Source organism: Meridianimarinicoccus roseus, assembly GCF_003172915.1.
Classification (GTDB): Bacteria; Pseudomonadota; Alphaproteobacteria; order Rhodobacterales; family Rhodobacteraceae; genus Meridianimarinicoccus; species Meridianimarinicoccus roseus.
On the sequence record NZ_QGKU01000030.1, the window covers coordinates 15,568 to 30,642 of the forward strand.

A 15,075-nucleotide genomic window follows, 5' to 3' on the forward strand; every position below is an offset into this window, starting at 1 on the left:
ATGACCGGGGACACGCCATGAACCTTTTCGACGACATCAAATCGCTGGTGCTGGACACGCTCGCGGCCATGACGGCGCAGGGCGCGCTGCCAACTGGGCTGGATCTCGGGAATGTCAACGTGGAGCCGCCCCGCGATCCCGCGCATGGCGACATGGCGACGAACGCCGCAATGGTGCTGGCCAAGCCCGCCGGTCTGAAACCGCGCGACATCGCCCAGGGGTTGGTGGAGCGCCTGTCGGACGATCCGCGCATTGCGCTGGCCGAGGTTGCGGGCCCGGGCTTCATCAACCTGCGCCTTGCAGACGCCGTCTGGCAGGGTCTGGTCGGGCAAGTTGTGGACGCTGGCACTTCCTATGGCCGGTCGCGCATGGGGCAGGGGCGCAAGGTCAACATCGAGTACGTGTCCGCCAATCCGACCGGACCGATGCATGTCGGCCACACCCGAGGCGCGGTGTTCGGCGACGCGCTGGCGAACCTTCTGGCCTATGCCGGGCACGATGTGACGCGGGAATACTATATCAACGATGGCGGCGCACAGGTCGATGTGCTGGCCCGTTCCGTGTACCTTCGGTATCTTGAAGCCCACGGTCAGGAGGTCGCGTTCGAGGACGGCACCTATCCGGGCGACTATCTTATCGAGGTGGGGCAGGCGCTGAAGGCCAAGGTCGGCGATGCCTATGTGGGCCAGCCCGAGGACGTCTGGCTGACCGAGGTCCGCGCCTTTTCCACCGATGCGATGATGGCCCTGATCCGCGAGGATCTGGCCGCGCTCGGCGTGAAGATGGACAGCTTCTTTTCCGAAAAGGCGCTCTATGGCACTGGCCGGATCGAGGCCGCGCTGGAGGATCTGGCCGAGAAAGGGCTGATCTATCAGGGCGTGCTGGAGCCGCCAAAGGGCAAGACCCCCGACGATTGGGAACCGCGCGAACAGACCCTGTTCCGTTCCACCGCCCATGGCGATGACGTGGACCGCCCGGTGAAGAAATCTGATGGTGGCTGGACCTATTTCGCCCCCGACATCGCCTATCATTTCGACAAGGTTTCCCGTGGCTTCGACATGCTTGTTGATGTATTTGGAGCCGATCACGGCGGCTACGTGAAGCGCATGAAGGCGGCGGTTTCGGCGCTGTCCGATGGGCGCGTGCCGCTTGAGGTGAAACTGATCCAGCTGGTCAAGCTGACCCAGGGCGGCGAGCCGGTGAAGATGTCCAAGCGCGCGGGCACGTTCGTGACACTGCGCGACGTGGTGGATCAGGTCGGCGCGGACGTGACACGCTTCGTGATGCTGACCCGCAAGAACGATGCGCCGCTGGATTTCGATTTCGACAAGGTGCTGGAGCAGTCCAAGGACAACCCGGTCTTCTACGTGCAATACGCCCATGCGCGGGTTTGCTCGGTGCTGCGCAAGGCCGCGGCGGCGGGGATCGCCGTCGATGACACGTCGCTGGCCGCCACCGATCTTGCCGCGCTTGATCATCCGGCGGAACTGGCGGTCGCGCGCAAGCTTGCCGAATGGCCGCGGCTGGTGGAAATCGCCGCCCAGACCGGAGAGCCGCACCGCATCGCCTTCTACCTCTACGATCTGGCCAGCGAGTTCCATACGCTGTGGAACCGCGGCAATGACACGCCTACACTCCGCTTCCTGCCCGATGATCCGGCGGGGGGCGCAGCGAAAATCGTTCTGCCGCGCGCCGTTGCCGTTGTTATTTCTGCAGGACTTGGTATCCTTGGCGTCAAACCCTTGGACGAGATGCGCTGACAAAAAGCACACCGCCAAGGGCCGAGCAGGCAGATGATGCCCGGCCATCCCCGGATGCGCCGGGGAAAATTGGGGCAAGAATGGCATATCCAGAGGCTTTCGGGAACGACCCGGATGCGCAGGGGGCGATCGCCGTCTCCGGCTCGCGTATCATGGGATGGCTCGGCGCGCTGTCGTCGGTGGCTTTGCTGGCGGGTTTGGGCGTGTGGGTGCATGACCTTGCGACGCGCGATGCGCGCGCCGTGCCGGTTGTGCGGGCGATGGAAGGCCCGGCGCGGGTCCAGCCCGCCGATCCGGGCGGCTTCGAGGCCGCGCATCAGGGCTTCGCGGTAAATGCGGTGGCATCCGACACGCCGGTGCCCCCGGTGGGCGAGCGGGTCGTGATCGCGCCCGAACCTGTAGGCCCCAGCGTCGAGGATATCGGCGTTCCCGTGGCCACGGCGCCTCCGCCGGATCCGGCGACCAGCCTGCGCAATGCCATCGATGGCGCACTCAGCGAGGTGCTGGGCACTGGTGTGTTGCCCGCGCCGGACAGCGGCGATGGTGCGGCGCCTGCGCCGGAAGCCATGGACCTGCGCCCGCGCCCACAAAAGCGCCCCGATCTCGACATCGTCACCCGCGCTGTGCCCACAGCAGCTCTGCCCTCCATCGCCACACGGCCCGAGGCCATCGACCCGGACCTCATCCCTCCAGGCACGCGGCTGGTTCAGCTTGGCTCCTTCGACACCGAGGATGGCGCGCTCTCGGCATGGGGCGATCTGTCGGGCCGCTTCGGCGACTACATGGCGCCTAAATCCCGCGTGATCGAGGTTGCGGACCTTGGCGGGCAAACCGTGTATCGCCTTCAGGCATACGGGTTTGAGGGGCTGTCTGATGCGCGCAGTTTCTGTGCCGTCCTGCTGGCCGAGAAGGCCGATTGTATTCCCGCCCTGAAGCGGTAGGTGCGTTGGGCGGTTTCCAAGTCGGCCGGGCCGGACTAGGCTTCGAGCAAGGCAAGCTGGGCAGGAGGGGCGCATGAGCACCGGGGCCACGATCTTCGGCTGTTCTGGCCCGGTGCTGACCGGGCAGGAAGCGGCGTTCTTCCGGCAGGCCGACCCATGGGGCTTCATCCTTTTCGCCCGAAATGTGGAGGCCCCCGCGCAACTTTCGGCCCTGTGCGACGCGCTTCGCGGTACAGTGGGCCGCGAAGCGCCGATCCTCGTCGACCAGGAGGGAGGACGCGTGCAGCGCCTGCGGCCTCCGCACTGGCGTGACTGGCCGCCCGCATTGGAGCAGGCCGCGCAGGTCGGTGCGCGCGGCATGTACCTGCGCGCGCGTATCATGGCCCATGAACTCCATGCCGTGGGCATCGACGCCAATTGCGCGCCGCTGGCCGACATCGCCGGAGCCGACACGCACCCTTTCCTGCGCAACCGCTGCTACGGCACGACGCCGGGCACCGTGATTTCATCCGCCCGGGCCACCGCCGAAGGGCTGCTTGCAGGGGGCGTGCTGCCGGTGCTCAAGCATCTGCCGGGGCATGGCCGTGCGACGGTTGACAGCCATCTCGACCTGCCCCGCGTCACCGCACCGCTGGACGAGTTGCGCCGCACGGATTTCGCCGCCTTTCGCGCGCTGGCCGATCTGCCGCTGGGCATGACCGCTCATATCGTGTTCGACGCGCTCGATCCCGACGCGCCCGCGACGCAATCGGCAGCGTCGATGGCCTGCATCCGGGACGAGATCGGGTTTGGCGGACTGGTGATGACAGACGATCTGTCGATGCGGGCGCTGCGGGGTACCGTGGCCGAGCGGGCGGCCCGGTCGCTGGCCGCGGGCTGCGACGTGATCCTGCATTGCAACGGCGATCTGCCCGAGATGGAGGCTGTCGCGGGGGCCGCGGGGCAGCTTTCAGCCGGGGCCGCTACCCGCGCGGGCTGGGCGCTGGCGGCCCGGCGCGCGCCCGACGCCGCCGACATTCCCGCGCTTGAGGCGGAATTGGCCGTGCTGTCCGGGCAGGCGGCACATGGCTGATACGCCCGGCCAGCCCACGCCCGATGCGCCGCACGGGACGGAGGGCAATGTCACAGACATTTCCGCGCGGCGCGCGGCCGAGGCGCTGATCGTCGACGTGGACGGCTTCGAGGGGCCGCTGGACCTGCTTCTGATGCTGTCGCGTACGCAGAAGGTTGATCTACGTCGGATTTCGGTGCTTGCCCTGGCTGAGCAGTACCTCGCTTTCGTGGAAAAGGCGAAGGAACTGCGGATCGAGCTTGCCGCCGATTACCTCGTCATGGCTGCGTGGCTGGCCTTCCTGAAATCACGCCTGCTGTTGCCCCCCGACCCCGAGGATGATGGCCCTTCCGGCGAGGATCTTGCCGCGCATCTGGCGTTCCAGCTGGAGCGGCTGGAGGCGATGCGCGATGCTGCAGCCCGGTTGATGGCGCGCGACCGGCTGGGGCGCGACGTGTTCGCGCGCGGGGAGCCCGAAACGGTGGGCCGGGTGCGGCGCACGCAATTCACCGCCTCTCTGCTGGACCTGATGCAGGCCTATGCGCGGCTGCGCACCAAGGACGAATTTCGCCCCTTCGTGATGGACCGCAAGGCAATTCTGACGATGGAAGAAGCGCTGGCGCGGATACGCCCGCTGATCGGCTTCGCAGGTGACTGGACCGACCTTTCAAGCTACTTGCCCGATGGCTGGCAGGCAGACCCGGCTAGGCGCCGGTCGGCCACGGCGGCAACCTTTGCGGCGGTTCTGGAACTGGCCAAGGCCGGGCAACTCGAGTTGCGCCAGTCAGGAACCTTCGCCCCGATCAGTCTGCGCAAGCGGGGCGACGACACATGAGCAACGATCCGCAAGCCCCTGAAAATGAACTTGATCCAAGTCTGTTCGAAGCCCCCCCGATGGGTGAGCAGGAGCGCATGGTCGAAGCTGTCCTGTTCGCGTCGGCCGACCCGGTGACGATCAAGGACCTGACCGCGCGGCTGCCTCATGGCAGTGACCCTACGACTGCGCTGGTGCATCTGGAAAAGCGCTACGAGGGGCGCGGGGTGCGTCTGGTGCGGGTGGGCGAGGCGTTCGCGTTCCGCACCGCGCCGGACCTGTCGTTCCTGATGCGCCGGGAGACGGTAGAGACGCGCAAGCTGAGCCGCGCCGCGATCGAGACGCTGGCGATCATCGCCTACCACCAGCCCGTCACCCGTGCCGAGATCGAGGAGATCCGCGGCGTCGGTGTCAGCCGCGGCACCATCGACCAGCTTCTGGAGATGGAGTGGATTCGCATCGGTCGCCGCCGGATGACCCCCGGACGCCCCGTCACCTTCGTGGTCACCGAAGGCTTCCTTGACCACTTCAGCCTTGAATCCGCACGGGATTTGCCGGGTTTGAAGGAATTGCGCGCAGCCGGCCTGCTGGACAACCGCCCGCCGCCCAGCGGCGCGGAGACCGAGGGCGAGGCCCCGTCCGAGAGCGAAGAGGGTGATCTGTTCGACGGCGATGCGGCGCTCGGCAGCGATGCCCCAGACCCGCCGGACGGGGCGCGCTGACCCCTTGAAAACCGCTTCCCGACTGGCTCGGCCCCCACGTGTGACACCCCACCGGCGTTGTCGGGGAAGCCGCTGTCGCGGCGCGTTCGAGCGCCGAAAACCATGCGGGGATGCTGTAGGTTTCCTGTAGGGGTCCTGTCGGCGCACGCCAGGGCCGCGTCGGCGTGGACGGAATGCGGCGTGGATGGCGGCTGGGCGCCGGGCGCGAGCCTGTCAGACCTCGGACCAGGACGCGCGCGTGTTCTGCTGCCAACCGGTGCGGTGGAGCAGCGGCGTGTCGTCGCTGAAGCGTGGATAGCCGAGGCACAGGTAGGCGGTGAAGCGCCAGTGCGGCGGCGCGTCGAGCGCACCTGCGACCGCAGCCGGATCGAGTATCGACACCCAGCCGAGCCCGAGATTTTCCACCCGCGCCGCCAGCCAGAGCGTGTGGATTGCGGTGACTGTGGAGTAGGTCAGCATCTCGGGCATGGTTTGCCGCCCGAGTCCGCGCCCTTCCGCGGGATCGGTGTCGGTGAACACGGCAAGATGTTCGGGCGCCTCGCGCAGTCCGGCCAGTTTCAGCGCCAGATAGTCGGCGCGCGTGTCGCCGTCATAGCCGTCCGCGGCGCGGGTGTTCTCTGCCTCGAAGATGGCGGCGATGCGCGCGCGCAGGGCGGGGTCGCGTAGCCGCAGGAAGTGCCAAGGCCGCGAATTTCCGACAGAGGGCGCGAGGTCAACCGCCGCTTGCAGCCGGTTCAGCACTTCCGGCGCCACCGGGTCAGGGCGGAAATGGCGAACGTCCCGCCGCCAGCGCAGCACGTCATGCAGCAACGCGGCCTCCTGCGGGGAGAAACGTCGTTCGTTGCCCGCGCCACCCGGCGTATCGCCAGCCGCGTCGTCAGGCATGACGGCGCGCGTAGCGGGCGCAGCCGGTCAGCGCGGAATAGTCGTCCTCCACCAGCCAGAGGCTGAAATCGCGCATGAATGGACCGAAGCGCCCCTTGTCGTGGAATGCCTCGGGCAGGCCGTGGCTGTCGAAGAACGGGGCCATCGCGCGGGCCAACCCGCCGATCAGGTAGATCCCGCCCCAAGGCAGGTGCACCAGCGCAAGATCACCAAGCACGCGCCCCAGGATCCGGCAAAACAGGTCGGCGGTTGCGTGGTCCTGTGCGCTTGGCGCGCCGTTCAACGCCGCCAGAAGATCCTGCGTGGTGGCATGGGCACAGCTGCCCGCCACATGCGCGTTCACCGCCAGCAGACCGCGCCCCGACAGCGCCTCTTCCACAGACGCGAAACCGTGCCGGTCCGCCAGCGCGCCGGCAAGCGCGACGGTCGCATCGTTCCAGACCGGCAAGCTGATATGGCCGCATTCGGAGGGCACGACATGGACCTGTTCCTGACCGCGCACGGCATGGACCGGCGCCGCGTTGAAGCCGGTTCCAAGCCCGACCACCAGCCGCGCCTCGGTCCGGTCGGCATTGGCGGTGCCCATCAGCCGCCGGGTCGGCACGTCTTCGAGCGCGTGTCCCTGCGCTTCGAGATCGTTGATCACGAAGCCGCGCGCAGCGCCGGTCGCTGCTCTGAGCGTCGCGGCGTCCATCGTCCAGTCGAGATTGGTCATCCGCCCGACGCCGCCGCGCACCGGCCCGGCCACGGCAACGCAGGCTTCGGTGATCCGCGTCTCGCCCAGCCCGGCGAGGTAATGGCGCAGAACCGCGTCCAGCGCGCCGAATTCAGCGTTGCGGAAGCGGGCGATTTCGCGCGGGGCGTCGGGCGTGTCGCACAGCGCAACGCGCGTGTTGGTTCCGCCGATATCGGCCACAAGTGCTGTCATGGGTCGGTCCTGCTTTCTGCCCGTCGCATCGGGCGGGCCGGTGTCACGCGCTAACAAGCATGTCGCGCACGGCGTGCCAAGACGCCTTTGGCGTTCTTTCGAGCGTATCGAAATCCACATGGACCAGTCCGAAGCGCTGGTCGTAGCCGCGCGACCATTCGTAATTGTCCATCAGAGACCACACGTAATAGCCCTTGACCGGCGCGCCGTCGTCCAGCGCACGCCGCACGCTGGCGAGGTGCGAATTCAGATAATCGATGCGCGGCTGGTCGTCGATGCGGCCGTCGCGGATCACGTCCGGGTTGGCCATGCCGTTTTCGGTGACGTAGAGCGGCAAGTCGCCTGTGTAGTCGGTCGCCGTGCGGGTCAGGAAGTGGTGGAGGCCTTCGGGGTAGATCTCCCAGCCCATCTGCGTGTGTGGCGGCGGGCCGTCCACCTCTTTCAGTGCGGGCCATGCGGTGTCGTCATGGGCGATGCGTTTGCAGGTGTAGTAGTTCAGCCCGAGCCAGTCGAGAGGAGCCTGGATGACGCCGAAATCGTCCTGCCAGCCGGACGGCAGATGCGGCTCCAGTCCTTCGAGCACGTTGTCGGGGTAGCGGCCGTGGAACAGGCCCGACAGGAACACCCGGTTGTAGAACCCGTCATAGCGGTCCGCCGCGGCTACGTCTTCGGGGCTGTCGGTCAGCGGGTGGGGGTATTCGAAATTGCACACCGCGCCGAGATTGGTCATGCCGTGGCCACGCATCACGCCGATCGCGGTGCCGTGGGATTTCAGCACGTGGTGGATTGCGCGGGCGGTGGCGCGGATATCGCGCAGGCCCGGCGCGTGCACGCCCATGAAGTGCGACAGCCACGCAACGCACCACGGTTCGTTGATCGGAGCGACAGACCACAGCCGGTCGCCGAACTTGCGCGCGACAAGGTCCGTCATGTCCCCGAACCATGCGGGCATGTCGGCATTGCGCCAGCCACCCATGTCGGCCAGCGGCTGCGGCATTTCCCAGTGATACAGCGTGGCGGCCGGTTTCAGGCCGCGTTCCAGCATACCGTCGATCAGCCTGTCGTAGAAGGCCAGCCCTTCGGCATTGGGGGTTCCGCGCCCGTCCGGCAGCAGCCGCGCCCAGGACATCGAGAAGCGGTAGCTGTCGAAGCCCGCGTCGCGGATCATGTCGAGGTCCGCCTCCCAGCGGTGCAGGTGGTCGCAGGCTAGATCGCCGTTTTCGGCGCGCTCGACATTGCCGGGCGTGGCGGCGAAGCTGTCCCAGTGGGTCGGACCCGCTCCGCCCTGGGCGTGGCCTTCGATCTGGTAGGCGGATGTTGCCGTGCCGAACACGAATCCGTCTGGGAAATCGTCGCGGGTGTGTGTTATTGCTGTCATGGCGCGTGCCTTCCTTGGCGTTCAGGGCCTGGTGTCGTGCCGCAGCGGGCCGGTGGAGCGGCCGACGATGAGTTCGGCTTCCATCAGGCGTTGGCGCGGGGTGCCGGGGTCGCCGATCAGGTCGATCAGCTGCTCCGCAGCGAACCGCCCGGCCGTTCTAACCGACGATCGCAGGGCGGTGAAGATCGCCTCGTCGCCGCTGTTGCGGAAGAACGACAGATCATCGTCATAGGTGATGAGCGAGAAGTCCCGCCCGAGCCGCACGCCCGCTTCGTCGGCGGCGCGTCGCATGCCGAAGGCGATGATGGCGGAAGCCGAAAGGCAGGCGGTGGGTGGATCTTCCTGCGTCAGCAAGTGGCGCATGGCGGCGTAGCCGTACCCTTCGGTCATCTCGTCGGTGAGCATCAGCGCTGGGTCGGGAGCAAGGCCGCGCGCGGCGAGGCCCGCTTCGAACCCGGTGCGGCGGCGCACCGCGAATCCCAGTCTCTCGCGCCCATTCACCAGCGCGATGCGACGGTGGCCGAGATCGACGAGGAATTCGGTGGCCCGCTGGAAGGCGCGCTTGTTGTTCACGTCGACATAGGAGTAGTCGTCGGGCAAGTCGGTGGCGCGCCCATGTACGACGAAGGGCAGGCCGACCTTCCGAAGCAGCGCGATGCGTGGGTCGTCCACCGTGGGGGATTGCACGATCACGCCATCCACCATGCGCTTGGACGCCATGTCGAGATAGACCCGATCCTCCTGGTCGTCGCCGATCACCGACAGCACGATGTCGTAGCCGTGCCGCATGTAGGTTTCGGACGCGCCTGCGATGAAGTCCGCGAAGACGGGGTTCACCATCTCGGTGCGGGTCGAGAGCGGAATCACGTGACCGATCGCCATGGCGCGGCCCGTCGCCAGCGCCTTGGCGCGGGTGTTCGGCCTGTAGTTGTGTTGCCGCGCCGCGTCGAGCACGCGCTGGCGGGTGGCCTCGGACACTTCGGGATAGCCGTTCAGCGCACGGCTGACCGTGGTCTGCGACAACCCGAGTTCAACCGCCAAATCCCTGAGATTCATGCCGGAGTGTTATCCAAAGCGCTTTCAATTACCGGAGAGGCTAAGGCGGTCGCAGCGGCGCGTCAACGGTGACTTATTCTGCGCCGCGGCAATGCAATTGCAGAATTGCCTTGTAAAACAGCAGTTTTGGAGAATCGGGATTGACAGTTAACCAAAGGTGCGAAAGGGTCGCCGCAACCAAAGCGCTTTGACGGGGCTTTGACTCAGTCCGTGGCACGCGTTACGAATGACAAATATCAATCAAGCACAGAACTGGGAGGTTCGAATGACCAAACGGCTTTACGCCGGTGCTGCGGTTCTCGCACTGGTTGCGGGGAGCGGTCACGCGCAAGACCTGAAATTTCCGGTCGGAGAGGGCGATTTCAACTGGGCGAGCTTTGAGGAATTCGCGGCCGCGCACGACTACTCCGGGCAGACCGTGTCGCTGACCGGTCCCTGGACCGGCGCGGATGGCGATCTGGTCAATTCCGTGCTGGCGTATTTCGCCGACGCGACCGGGGCGGAGATCAACTATTCCGGGTCGGAAAGCTTCGAGCAGGACATCGTGATTTCCGTGCAGGCCGGATCTGCCCCGAACATCGCGATCTTCCCGCAGCCCGGCCTTGCGTCGGACATGGCCGCGCGCGGCGCGCTGACGCCGCTGGCGGACGGTACCGAGCAGTGGGTGCTGGACAATTACGCCGCCGGTCAGTCCTGGGTCGATCTGGGCACATTCGCGGGACCGGGCGGCGAGGAGGACCTGTTCGGATTCTTCTACAAGGTCGATGTGAAGTCGCTGGTCTGGTACGTGCCCGAGATTTTCGAGGAATTCGGCTATGAAGTGCCGGAGACCATGGAAGAACTGAAGGCACTGACCGACCAGATCGTCGAGGACGGCGGCACGCCGTGGTGCATCGGGCTTGGCTCGGGCGCGGCGACGGGCTGGCCCGCGACCGACTGGGTCGAAGACATGATGCTGCGCACCCAGCCGCCTTCGGTCTATGACCAGTGGGTCACCAACGAGATCCCGTTCGACGATCCTGCCGTGGTGGGTGCGATCGAGGAATATGGCTACTTCGTGCGCAACGACGCCTATGTCAACGGCGGTAGCCAGGCAGCGGCCACGACCGATTTCCGTGACAGCCCGACCGGTCTGTTCAACTTTCCGCCGGAATGTCTTCTGCACAAGCAGGCGACGTTCATCCCGACCTTCTTCCCGGAAGGCACCGTGATGGGTGAGGACGTGGATTTCTTCTATTTCCCGGCCTACGCTGAAAAGGACCTGGGTCAGCCGGTGCTGGGCGCAGGCACGCTGTTCGCGATCACCAACGACGCGCCGGTCGCGCACGGGCTGATCGAGTTTCTCAAGACGCCGCTCGCGCATGAAATCTGGATGGCGCAGTCGGGGTTCCTGACGCCCTATACCGAGGCGAATGTCGATGTCTTCCCGACCGACACGCAGCGCGCTCTGAATGACATCCTGACCAACGCGACGACCTTCCGCTTTGACGGGTCCGACCTCATGCCGGGCGAGATCGGCGCCGGCGCGTTCTGGACCGGGATGGTCGATTACACCACCGGCGCCGATGCGCAGGCGGTGGGCGCGGACATCCAGGCGCGCTGGGACTCGATCCGCTAAGACAGCGCGTCCGAAGACAGGCAGGCCCGCCCGCGAACGGCGCGGGCCTGATCCAACAGCACGAGGGGGGAGCGAAGGATGCATCCGTTTCTGGGCGGCATCGTCACCATCATCATCGGCGTCGGAAGCTGTGTCGGGTATTTCTATTTCTCGAACCTGATCCTCGACAAGGTGATCTTTCCGGCAACCGGGCCGAACCCGGGCCGCAACATCAACCGCGCGAACCAGTGGCGGCCATGGCTGTTCCTGTTTCCGGCGATCTTCGTGCTGACGCTTTATCTGGTCTATCCGGTGCTCGGCTCGTTCCTGCGCTCGCTCTACAACCGTTCGGGCGAGGAGTTCGTGGGCCTTGGCAACTACGCGACGCTGCTGGCGTCGCAAGAATTCCGAACTGCGTTTCTGAACAACCTTCTGTGGGTCGTGGTGGTGCCCGCGGGTGCGACCTTCTTCGGGTTGCTGGCCGCGCAGCTGACCGACAAGCTCCGCTGGGGCAACATCGCCAAGTCGCTGATCTTCATGCCGATGGCGATCAGTTTCGTCGGCGCCTCGCTGATCTGGAAGTTCGTCTATGCGGTGGACCCGGATATCGGGCTGATCAACGCGGTCCGCGCCAGCCTGTTCGGGGCCGAGCCGGTGGACGTGCTGCAGATCCCGTTCTGGAACAACTTCTTCCTGATGTTCATCCTGATCTGGATCCAGACCGGCTTTGCCATGGTGATCCTGTCGGCGGCGCTGCGCGGCATTCCGGAGGAAACGATCGAGGCGGCGATCATCGATGGCGCCAACCCGTTCCAGATCTTCTTCAAGATCAAGGTGCCCCAGATCATGGGGACGATCGTTGTGGTGTGGACCACGATCACGATCCTGGTGCTGAAGGTGTTCGACATTGTCTATGCGATGACGGGCGGCAATTTCGGGACCGAGATCCTGCCCAGCTACATGATGAGCTTCATGTTCCGCGACGACGGGCGCGCGACCGCGGTCGCCTTCGTCATCATGATCGTGGTGCTGCCGGTGATGATTTCGAACATCGTGCAGGCCCGCAAGGAAATGCGCTGAGGGAGGCGGAGACATGGACAATATCGCAGGACAAAAATCCGGGCTTTCGATTGCGACCAACGTGGCCGTGGTGGTGATGGTGTTGATCTGGCTGATCCCGACGGTGGGGCTTCTGGTGTCGTCGTTCCGCGACCGCGACCAGATTTCCGCCTCGGGCTGGTGGCAGGCGCCGTTCTCGGTCGAACTGACGTTCCGGGGGCGCACCGCCAGCGACGCAGTGCAGGACGGCGATACCTGGGTCGTGAGCGGCAACATCTTCGAGGCGCCCGAGGTTCAGGAAGCCTTTGGCGCGGGTGAGGGCACGGTGACGGGCTTTTCCACCTCGGCTTTCACGCCGGGGGAGCATCCCGCGGGGGTGACCGCCGATCTGGGCGACGGCGAAAGCCTGCGCGTCGATCCCGATGGCAGCTACGAATTCCGCAGTCCGGAGGAGCCGGGCAACCGCGGGCAGCGGGTGTATTTTTCGGCCAACACGCCACCGCAGTTCACGCTGGCCAATTACCGGCAGGTGCTGACCGCCGACAATATGGACCGTGCCTTCATCAACACGCTGACGGTGACGGTGCCGGCGACGATCATCCCGATCCTGATCGCGGCCTTCGCGGCCTATGCGCTGGCCTGGATGGACTTTCCGGGCCGGGGCTGGCTGATCGCCGCCGTGGTGGGGCTGCTGGTGGTGCCGCTGCAACTGGCGCTGGTCCCGATGCTGAATTTCCACAACCAGGTGGGCATTGGACAAAGCTTCCTCGGCATCTGGTTCGCGCACACGGCCTTCGGGATGCCGCTGGCGGTCTACCTGCTGCGCAACTACATGGTCGGCCTGCCGCGTGACATCATCGAAAGCGCGAAGGTGGACGGGGCGACCGATTTTCAGGTGTTCACCAAGATCGTGCTTCCGCTGAGCCTGCCTGCGCTTGCCGCGTTCTCGATCTTCCAGTTCCTGTGGACTTGGAACGACCTGCTGGTGGCCAAGGTGTTCCTGCCGTCCAACGACGAGGCGAAGGTGATGACCGTGAAGATCGCGGACGACCTTCTGGGCTCGCGCGGCGGAGACTGGGGCATCCTTGCCACCGCCGCCTTCGTGTCCATCGCCGTGCCGCTGGTGGTCTTCTTCACCATGCAGCGGTTCCTGGTGCGCGGCCTGTTGGCCGGTTCCGTGAAGTAAGTAAGGGTAGGGCCATGAGTTACCTCGATCCACGGCCGGGGCATGCCACCGGCACGGACAATAGCGACCCGGACTGGTGGCGCGGTGCTGCGATCTACCAGATCTATCCGCGGTCCTTCCAGGACAGCAACGGCGACGGGATTGGCGATCTGGGCGGGATCATCCACCGGCTGGACCACGTGGCGCGGCTGGGCGTGGACGCGATCTGGATCTCGCCCTTCTTCCGCTCGCCGATGCTGGATTTCGGCTATGACGTGTCGGACTACCGGGACGTTGACCCTATGTTCGGCAGCCTCGGGGATTTCGACGCGCTGATCGACCGGGCTCATGGGTTGGGGTTGAAGGTGCTGATCGACCTCGTCCTGAGCCACACAAGCGACCAGCACCCGTGGTTCCGCGAAAGCCGGTCGAGCCGCGACAACGCCAAGGCCGACTGGTACGTCTGGGCCGACGCGAAGCCGGACGGCAGCCCGCCGAACAACTGGCTGTCGATCTTTGGCGGCTCTGCATGGGAATGGGACGGGGAGCGGATGCAGTACTACCTGCACAATTTCCTGACCTCCCAGCCCGACCTGAACTTCCACTGCCCAGAGGTGCAGGAGGAATTGCTGGATGTGGCGCGCTACTGGATGGACCGGGGCGTGGACGGGTTCCGGCTCGATACCGTGAACTTCTACTTCCACGACAAGCAGTTGCGCGATAACCCGCCGCTGGCCGTGGAGGACCGCAACGAGAACACGGCGCCCGCGGTGAATCCCTACAACTTCCAGGATCACCTGTACGACAAGACCCAGCCCGAGAACCTTGCCTTCCTGCGCCGGCTGCGCGCTGTGCTGAACGACTATCCCGGCGCGACCACGGTGGGTGAGGTCGGCGAAAGCCAGCGCGGCACGCAGGTGCAGGCGGACTATACCGCAGGCAACGACCTGCTGCACATGTGCTATGATTTCGACTTCCTGTCGAACGTCTATCCCAGCGGCACGCAGGTTGCCCGCGTGCTGGAACGGTTCCAGCGGATCGTGACCGAGGGCTGGGCCTGCTGGGCCTATTCCAACCATGACGTGGTGCGGCACACCTCGCGCTGGAACATGCAGGAACCCGCCGCCCGCGCCTATGCCGGGCTGATGATGTGCATGCGCGGTTCGATCTGCCTGTACCAGGGCGAAGAGTTGGGCCTGACCGAGGCCTATGTCCCGTTCGAGGATCTTCAGGACCCCTATGGCAAACGGTTCTGGCCCAAGTTCAAGGGCCGCGACGGTTGCCGAACGCCGATGCCCTGGGTGGATGACAGCCACAATGGCGGCTTCACCGACGGTCACCCGTGGCTGCCCGTCGCGATGGAGCATCTGCGCCGCGCGGTGTCCGTGCAGGAGCGGGACGCCGGATCGACACTGAGCTTTTACCGGGACATGCTGGCCTTCCGGAAGGCGCACGTCGCGCTGCGCAAGGGCGCGATGCAGGTGATCGAGGCGCGGGACGACTTTATCGCCTTCGCGCGCGTTCATGATGGGCACGAGGTGTTTTGCGCCTTCAACCTGTCCGGCGAGGGCGTGGACGTGGAACTGCCTGGCGGCGAATGGGTGATTGACAAGGGGGCGCCGTTCCAAGCGCGCCAGACCGAACGCGGCCTGCACCTGCCGCCGTGGCAAGCCTGTTTCGCGCTGCGCCAGCAAGACCGGAATTGAGGGGGAGGAACCA

Annotated in this window: 13 protein-coding genes; 9 read left to right on the plus strand and 4 right to left on the minus strand. The window is 65.8% G+C overall.

Annotated features, from left to right (window positions below; genetic code table 11):
• Positions 1-17: 17 nt before the first annotated feature.
• The 5 genes from argS to scpB all read left to right on the plus strand — a co-directional run bounded on the left by argS (position 18) and on the right by scpB (position 5,288).
• On the plus strand, positions 18-1,760 hold the full coding sequence (gene argS / locus DKT77_RS07805) for an arginine--tRNA ligase (RefSeq protein ID WP_109811148.1): 1,743 nt from the start codon (positions 18-20) through the stop codon (positions 1,758-1,760).
• 80 nt (positions 1,761-1,840) lie between these two features.
• Positions 1,841-2,701: an SPOR domain-containing protein gene (locus DKT77_RS07810; RefSeq protein ID WP_109811149.1), complete on the plus strand. Its 861-nt coding sequence runs from the start codon at positions 1,841-1,843 to the stop codon at positions 2,699-2,701.
• A gap of 73 nt (positions 2,702-2,774) precedes the next feature.
• Positions 2,775-3,773 carry a glycoside hydrolase family 3 N-terminal domain-containing protein gene (locus DKT77_RS07815; RefSeq protein ID WP_109811150.1) on the plus strand — a complete coding sequence of 333 codons (999 nt, stop codon included), beginning with the start codon at positions 2,775-2,777 and terminating at the stop codon, positions 3,771-3,773.
• Complete coding sequence (locus DKT77_RS07820; protein ID WP_109811151.1) at positions 3,766-4,587, plus strand: segregation and condensation protein A; 822 nt, start codon at positions 3,766-3,768, stop codon at positions 4,585-4,587. The genes DKT77_RS07815 and DKT77_RS07820 overlap by 8 nt, the downstream gene beginning before the upstream one ends.
• The gene (gene scpB / locus DKT77_RS07825) at positions 4,584-5,288 is read left to right on the plus strand and encodes an SMC-Scp complex subunit ScpB (protein ID WP_109811152.1); all 705 of its coding nucleotides are present in this window, start codon (positions 4,584-4,586) and stop codon (positions 5,286-5,288) included. The genes DKT77_RS07820 and scpB overlap by 4 nt, the downstream gene beginning before the upstream one ends.
• A gap of 213 nt (positions 5,289-5,501) precedes the next feature.
• Here scpB and bluB read toward each other — a convergent pair whose 3' ends face one another.
• Genes bluB through DKT77_RS07845 form a run of 4 tightly spaced genes read right to left on the minus strand, consistent with a single transcriptional unit; the run spans position 5,502 to position 9,535 of the window.
• On the minus strand, positions 5,502-6,173 hold the full coding sequence (gene bluB / locus DKT77_RS07830) for a 5,6-dimethylbenzimidazole synthase (protein ID WP_109811153.1): 672 nt from the start codon (positions 6,171-6,173) through the stop codon (positions 5,502-5,504).
• Entirely contained in the window at positions 6,166-7,101 is a 936-nt protein-coding gene (locus tag DKT77_RS07835) for a glucokinase (protein WP_109811154.1), read from the minus strand. Before DKT77_RS07835 ends, bluB begins: the two co-directional genes overlap by 8 nt.
• Before the next feature lie 43 nt (positions 7,102-7,144).
• Positions 7,145-8,479 carry a GH1 family beta-glucosidase gene (locus DKT77_RS07840; protein ID WP_109811155.1) on the minus strand — a complete coding sequence of 445 codons (1,335 nt, stop codon included), beginning with the start codon at positions 8,477-8,479 and terminating at the stop codon, positions 7,145-7,147.
• 21 nt (positions 8,480-8,500) lie between these two features.
• Positions 8,501-9,535, minus strand: a complete 1,035-nt coding sequence (locus DKT77_RS07845) for a LacI family DNA-binding transcriptional regulator (protein WP_109811156.1) — start codon at positions 9,533-9,535, stop codon at positions 8,501-8,503.
• A 265-nt stretch (positions 9,536-9,800) separates the two neighbouring features.
• Between DKT77_RS07845 and DKT77_RS07850 the strand changes: the two genes are divergently transcribed.
• The 4 genes from DKT77_RS07850 to DKT77_RS07865 all read left to right on the plus strand — a co-directional run bounded on the left by DKT77_RS07850 (position 9,801) and on the right by DKT77_RS07865 (position 15,062).
• Positions 9,801-11,153 (plus strand): ABC transporter substrate-binding protein, encoded by a 1,353-nt coding sequence (locus tag DKT77_RS07850; RefSeq protein ID WP_109811157.1) that lies wholly within the window; start codon positions 9,801-9,803, stop codon positions 11,151-11,153.
• Positions 11,154-11,231: 78 nt separating this feature from the next.
• Positions 11,232-12,212, plus strand: a complete 981-nt coding sequence (locus tag DKT77_RS07855; protein ID WP_109811158.1) for a carbohydrate ABC transporter permease — start codon at positions 11,232-11,234, stop codon at positions 12,210-12,212.
• A gap of 13 nt (positions 12,213-12,225) precedes the next feature.
• Positions 12,226-13,377 (plus strand): carbohydrate ABC transporter permease, encoded by a 1,152-nt coding sequence (locus DKT77_RS07860; RefSeq protein WP_109811159.1) that lies wholly within the window; start codon positions 12,226-12,228, stop codon positions 13,375-13,377.
• A 14-nt stretch (positions 13,378-13,391) separates the two neighbouring features.
• Positions 13,392-15,062, plus strand: coding sequence for an alpha-amylase family glycosyl hydrolase (locus DKT77_RS07865; protein WP_109811160.1), 1,671 nt, complete (start codon positions 13,392-13,394; stop codon positions 15,060-15,062).
• Positions 15,063-15,075 lie beyond the last annotated feature (13 nt).

Coding starts and splice junctions, on each gene's coding strand:
- argS (WP_109811148.1), top strand. CDS start 18: ATGAACCTTTTCGACGACATCAAATCGCTGGTGCTGGACACGCTCGCG.
- DKT77_RS07810 (WP_109811149.1), top strand. CDS start 1,841: ATGGCATATCCAGAGGCTTTCGGGAACGACCCGGATGCGCAGGGGGCG.
- DKT77_RS07815 (WP_109811150.1), top strand. CDS start 2,775: ATGAGCACCGGGGCCACGATCTTCGGCTGTTCTGGCCCGGTGCTGACC.
- DKT77_RS07820 (WP_109811151.1), top strand. CDS start 3,766: ATGGCTGATACGCCCGGCCAGCCCACGCCCGATGCGCCGCACGGGACG.
- scpB (WP_109811152.1), top strand. CDS start 4,584: ATGAGCAACGATCCGCAAGCCCCTGAAAATGAACTTGATCCAAGTCTG.
- bluB (WP_109811153.1), bottom strand. CDS start 6,173: ATGCCTGACGACGCGGCTGGCGATACGCCGGGTGGCGCGGGCAACGAA.
- DKT77_RS07835 (WP_109811154.1), bottom strand. CDS start 7,101: ATGACAGCACTTGTGGCCGATATCGGCGGAACCAACACGCGCGTTGCG.
- DKT77_RS07840 (WP_109811155.1), bottom strand. CDS start 8,479: ATGACAGCAATAACACACACCCGCGACGATTTCCCAGACGGATTCGTG.
- DKT77_RS07845 (WP_109811156.1), bottom strand. CDS start 9,535: ATGAATCTCAGGGATTTGGCGGTTGAACTCGGGTTGTCGCAGACCACG.
- DKT77_RS07850 (WP_109811157.1), top strand. CDS start 9,801: ATGACCAAACGGCTTTACGCCGGTGCTGCGGTTCTCGCACTGGTTGCG.
- DKT77_RS07855 (WP_109811158.1), top strand. CDS start 11,232: ATGCATCCGTTTCTGGGCGGCATCGTCACCATCATCATCGGCGTCGGA.
- DKT77_RS07860 (WP_109811159.1), top strand. CDS start 12,226: ATGGACAATATCGCAGGACAAAAATCCGGGCTTTCGATTGCGACCAAC.
- DKT77_RS07865 (WP_109811160.1), top strand. CDS start 13,392: ATGAGTTACCTCGATCCACGGCCGGGGCATGCCACCGGCACGGACAAT.